Source organism: Microbacterium sp. H6 (genome assembly GCF_003314775.1).
In the GTDB taxonomy this organism is placed as follows: domain Bacteria; phylum Actinomycetota; class Actinomycetes; order Actinomycetales; family Microbacteriaceae; genus Microbacterium; species Microbacterium oxydans.
The window spans coordinates 375-3,884 of sequence record NZ_QOAY01000283.1 but is presented as its reverse complement, the minus strand read 5'-3'; the positions used below and the strand labels follow the sequence as shown (position 1 = coordinate 3,884).

Here is a 3,510-nt window from a genome sequence, read left to right as displayed (position 1 = left end):
CGTGGTCGTTCACCGTGATCGCGGTCATCGTCGCCGTGGCCGGGTCGGGAATGCTCGCGCGGCACCTGCTGCGTCGCCGGGCTGCCTGGGTGCAGGATCTCGCCACGCTCGCTGTGCAGATCGTGGTCGCCGTCGCCGTGGTGACGCTGCTCATCGCCGGCGATACGGCTCTCTTCGGCATCATCCCGACGTCGGAGACCGCGACGCTGTTCGGCGTGCTGGGCGCCTCCGCGGTCGAAGCGGTCGTGTTCGGGTCCGCTCCTCTGGACCCGTCCCCCGGCCTCGCGGCCGCGATGGGCGTCGGCTTCGCGGTGGTCGCCATCCTGCTCGACCACCTCGTGGCGCACCGGTCGGCCGTGCTGGCGGTGCTCCTGACCGGAGTCGTCGGCGCGGTGCCGATGATCGTCACGCTCGGCGACACCAACGTCGCCTGGTTCGTGCTGTTCGGCGTGATCGCACTGCTGCTGCTCCGCTACACGGCCAGGAAGCATCCCGAGTCCCCTCGCCGTTCGTCGACGTCTCTGGCTGTGGCGGTGGGGGCTGCCGCGCTTGCGACGACCGTGGCCATCGCCCCACTGCTTCCCGTCACCGCGAGCCTCGCCGGCAACGGAACCGGGGTGACCGTGGACGCCTCGCTGCGCCTCGGTGACGATCTGCGACAGCCGAACCCGGTCGAGGTGCTCACGGTGGCCGCCGAGGGCGAGACCGCGCCCTACCTGCGCCTGACCACCCTCTCCCGCTTCGACGGCCGCGTCTGGCAGCCCGACGACAGCGATCTGCAGGCGCAGGACGACGGGTTCGGGCCCCCGGAATGGGCAGAGGACATCGCGACGGAGGAGCAGAACACCTCGATCAGGGTGCTGCGGATGTCGAGCTCCTGGCTACCCGTACCCTATCCCGCAACCGCCGTGCAGGGCCTCAGCGACGCGTGGAGGATCGCTCCGGACAACCGCACGCTCTACTCCCGGGGCGCGGACGCCGTCGGCAACGACTACACGGTCACCTCCACGCGGCTCATCCCCACCCTCGAACAGATCAGGGCGGTCGATGCCGCGTCTCCTGTGGTCGACCCCGACGCGGAGCCGGTCGAGCTGCCGGACATCATCAGCGAGCTCGCCGACGACGTGACCGCGGCCGCGAGCACCGACTACGACCGGCTCGTCGCGCTGCAGAACTGGTTCCGCTCGCAGTTCACCTATTCACTCGAGACGCCGGTGGAAGAGGGCTTCGACGGGACGGGAGCCGACGCCGTCGCGGAGTTCCTCGACGTCCGTTCCGGATACTGCGTGCATTTCGCCGGGGCGTTCGCTCTGATGGCGGAGAGCCTCGACATGCAGGTGCGCATCGTCGTGGGGTACCTCCCCGGCTCCCTCACCGACGAGAAGCGCGGCAGCGAGTCGGTGTTCTCCGTGACCAGCGACCGGCTGCACTCCTGGCCGGAGGTGCTGTTCCCCGGCATCGGATGGGTGCCCTTCGAGCCCACCGCCTCCCTGGGCGTGCCCACCGCGTTCCGTCCCGGAGCGACGCAGGGCGGCAGCGCCGGAACCCCGTCGACACCCGCTCCGACCACGGCGCCGCAGGCCGAGGAGACGTCCGGTCCGGAGATCGATCGCAACGACGCCGGAGGCGACTCGGCCAGCAGCGACGAGCTGCGTCGCCTCGACCCGACGCCGGTCGTCTTCACTGCGTTCGGCGTCGCCGTGGTGCTCCTGCTTCCTGCGATGATCCGCCTCGTGGAACGCCGCATGCGCCTGAGCAGAGCGCGCCGAGGGGACTCCGCGGCTGCATGGGCCGAGTTGCGGGATACGCTGATCGACCTGCAGATCCCCGTCTCGGACGCCGACACCCCCCGAGTGCGCGCAGCCGGCCTGGTGGCACAGCATCAGGTCCCTGCCGAGGCGATGCGGCAGCTCACGGACGCGGTCGAGCGCTCGAACTACGCCCGCGCCGACGAGAGGGCCGACGATCTCTCCAAGCCCCTGAAGGAGGTGCTGACCGGATTGCGTCGGAGCGCCGACCGCAGGACGAGGGTGCAGGCGGTGGTGCTGCCGCGTTCTCTGTACGCTCCGCGAGCCGCCGAGCCGGGCGTGACGACGGCCTGAGCAGTGCCGCGGTGCCGACCGCTCAGGCGGCGTGAGCGGTGCAGCGCACGGCGTCGCAGCCTTCGCAGACCACGAACTGCGATCGACACGACAGATCGGGGCAGTTCGCGGTGCGCTTGGTCGGCGCGCCGCACCCGATGCATTCCCCGATGACGGCTGCGTGGTCGGAGAAGTCGACGGACCCTCGACCATCGAACACGTAGAGCGATCCGTCCCAGAGCCCGTCGTCGCCGAACTTCTCGCCGTATCGGACGATGCCGCCTTCGAGCTGATACACCTCACCGAACCCGCGGGCCGTCATCAGGCTGGAAAGCACCTCGCAGCGGATGCCACCGGTGCAGTACGTGACGACGGGCTTGCCCTTCAAGTCGTCGTAGACGCCGGAGTCGAGGAGCTCGACGAAGTCCCTGGTGGTCTCGGTGTCGGGCACGACAGCCCCGCGGAAGCGCCCGATCTGCGCCTCGAGGGCGTTCCTCCCGTCGAAGAACACCACGTCGCCGCCGCGCTCTTCCACGAGGCCGTGCAGTTCCTCCGGGGTCAGCCGGGTGCCGCCGCCGACCACACCGTCCTCGTCGACGCGAAGCTCCCCCGGTGCGCCGAACGACACGATCTCGTCACGCACCTTGACGCTGAGCTTCGGGAAGTCGAGGCTGCGACCCTCGGCGTCCAGACCGGTCCCCTCGCTCCATTTGATGTCAGCACCGGCGAACGGGCGGTATGAGCGGAACGAACGCAGCCACTTCTTGAGCGCGGTGATGTCGCCGCCGAGCGTGCCGTTGATGCCGTCCTTCGAGATGAGCAGGCGTCCGCGCAGGCCGAGTGCCTCGCCGAGGTCACGCTGCCAGACGCGCACGGCATCCGGGTCGGCCAGAGGGGTGAACGCGTAGAAGAGGACGATCTTTGGTGTTGCCACCTAGGGATTTTACGTCGTCCGCCTGCGCCACCGGTATCCCCCGTCGCGCGATCATCTCACGTCGCGGGAAAGGAAAGCGGCTCCTCCCGCGATCAGTGCGGCGAGCACCCATCCGGCGGAGACCAGGAGAGCGACAGGCCCGGTCAGCTCCTGATGCGGTGGGATCCCCACTGCGCCCACGTCGAACCGGAAGCCTTCGAGCAATGCGAGAAGCGGCAGATACGCGGCACCGGTGCTCCAGAACGTCGCGACGATGACCGCCACCCCCATCGAGAGAGCCGAGACGAAGAGTGCCGCGAGGTGGGCTTGCACGATGAGTCCGATCCCCATCCCCCAGAGGGAGGCGAGCGCGCCGAGCACGAGGGTGGAGAGAAGCACCGACCACTCCACCGGGAGTCCTCCCATGACGATCGTCAGCGCCGAGTGTCCGCCGAGCACGGCCGCGAGCGCGACCACGGCACCGCCCACCGCGCACGTGATCGTCCTGACCAGGAG

At 69.6% G+C, this 3,510-nt stretch carries 2 protein-coding genes and 1 pseudogene; 1 reads left to right on the top strand and 2 read right to left on the bottom strand.

Annotated features, from left to right (window positions below):
• Nucleotides 1–2,102, top strand: a 2,102-nt coding sequence (locus DSP71_RS18280) for a DUF3488 and transglutaminase-like domain-containing protein (protein ID WP_147251383.1), incomplete at its 5' end; no start/stop codon positions are given.
• 22 nt (nt 2,103–2,124) lie between these two features.
• Here the strand turns inward: DSP71_RS18280 and DSP71_RS18275 are convergent.
• The gene (locus DSP71_RS18275) at nt 2,125–3,015 is read right to left on the bottom strand and encodes a rhodanese-related sulfurtransferase (protein ID WP_113681758.1); all 891 of its coding nucleotides are present in this window, start codon (nt 3,013–3,015) and stop codon (nt 2,125–2,127) included.
• Nucleotides 3,016–3,066: 51 nt separating this feature from the next.
• A pseudogene (locus tag DSP71_RS24285) lies at nt 3,067–3,510 on the bottom strand (hypothetical protein); the annotation flags it as partial.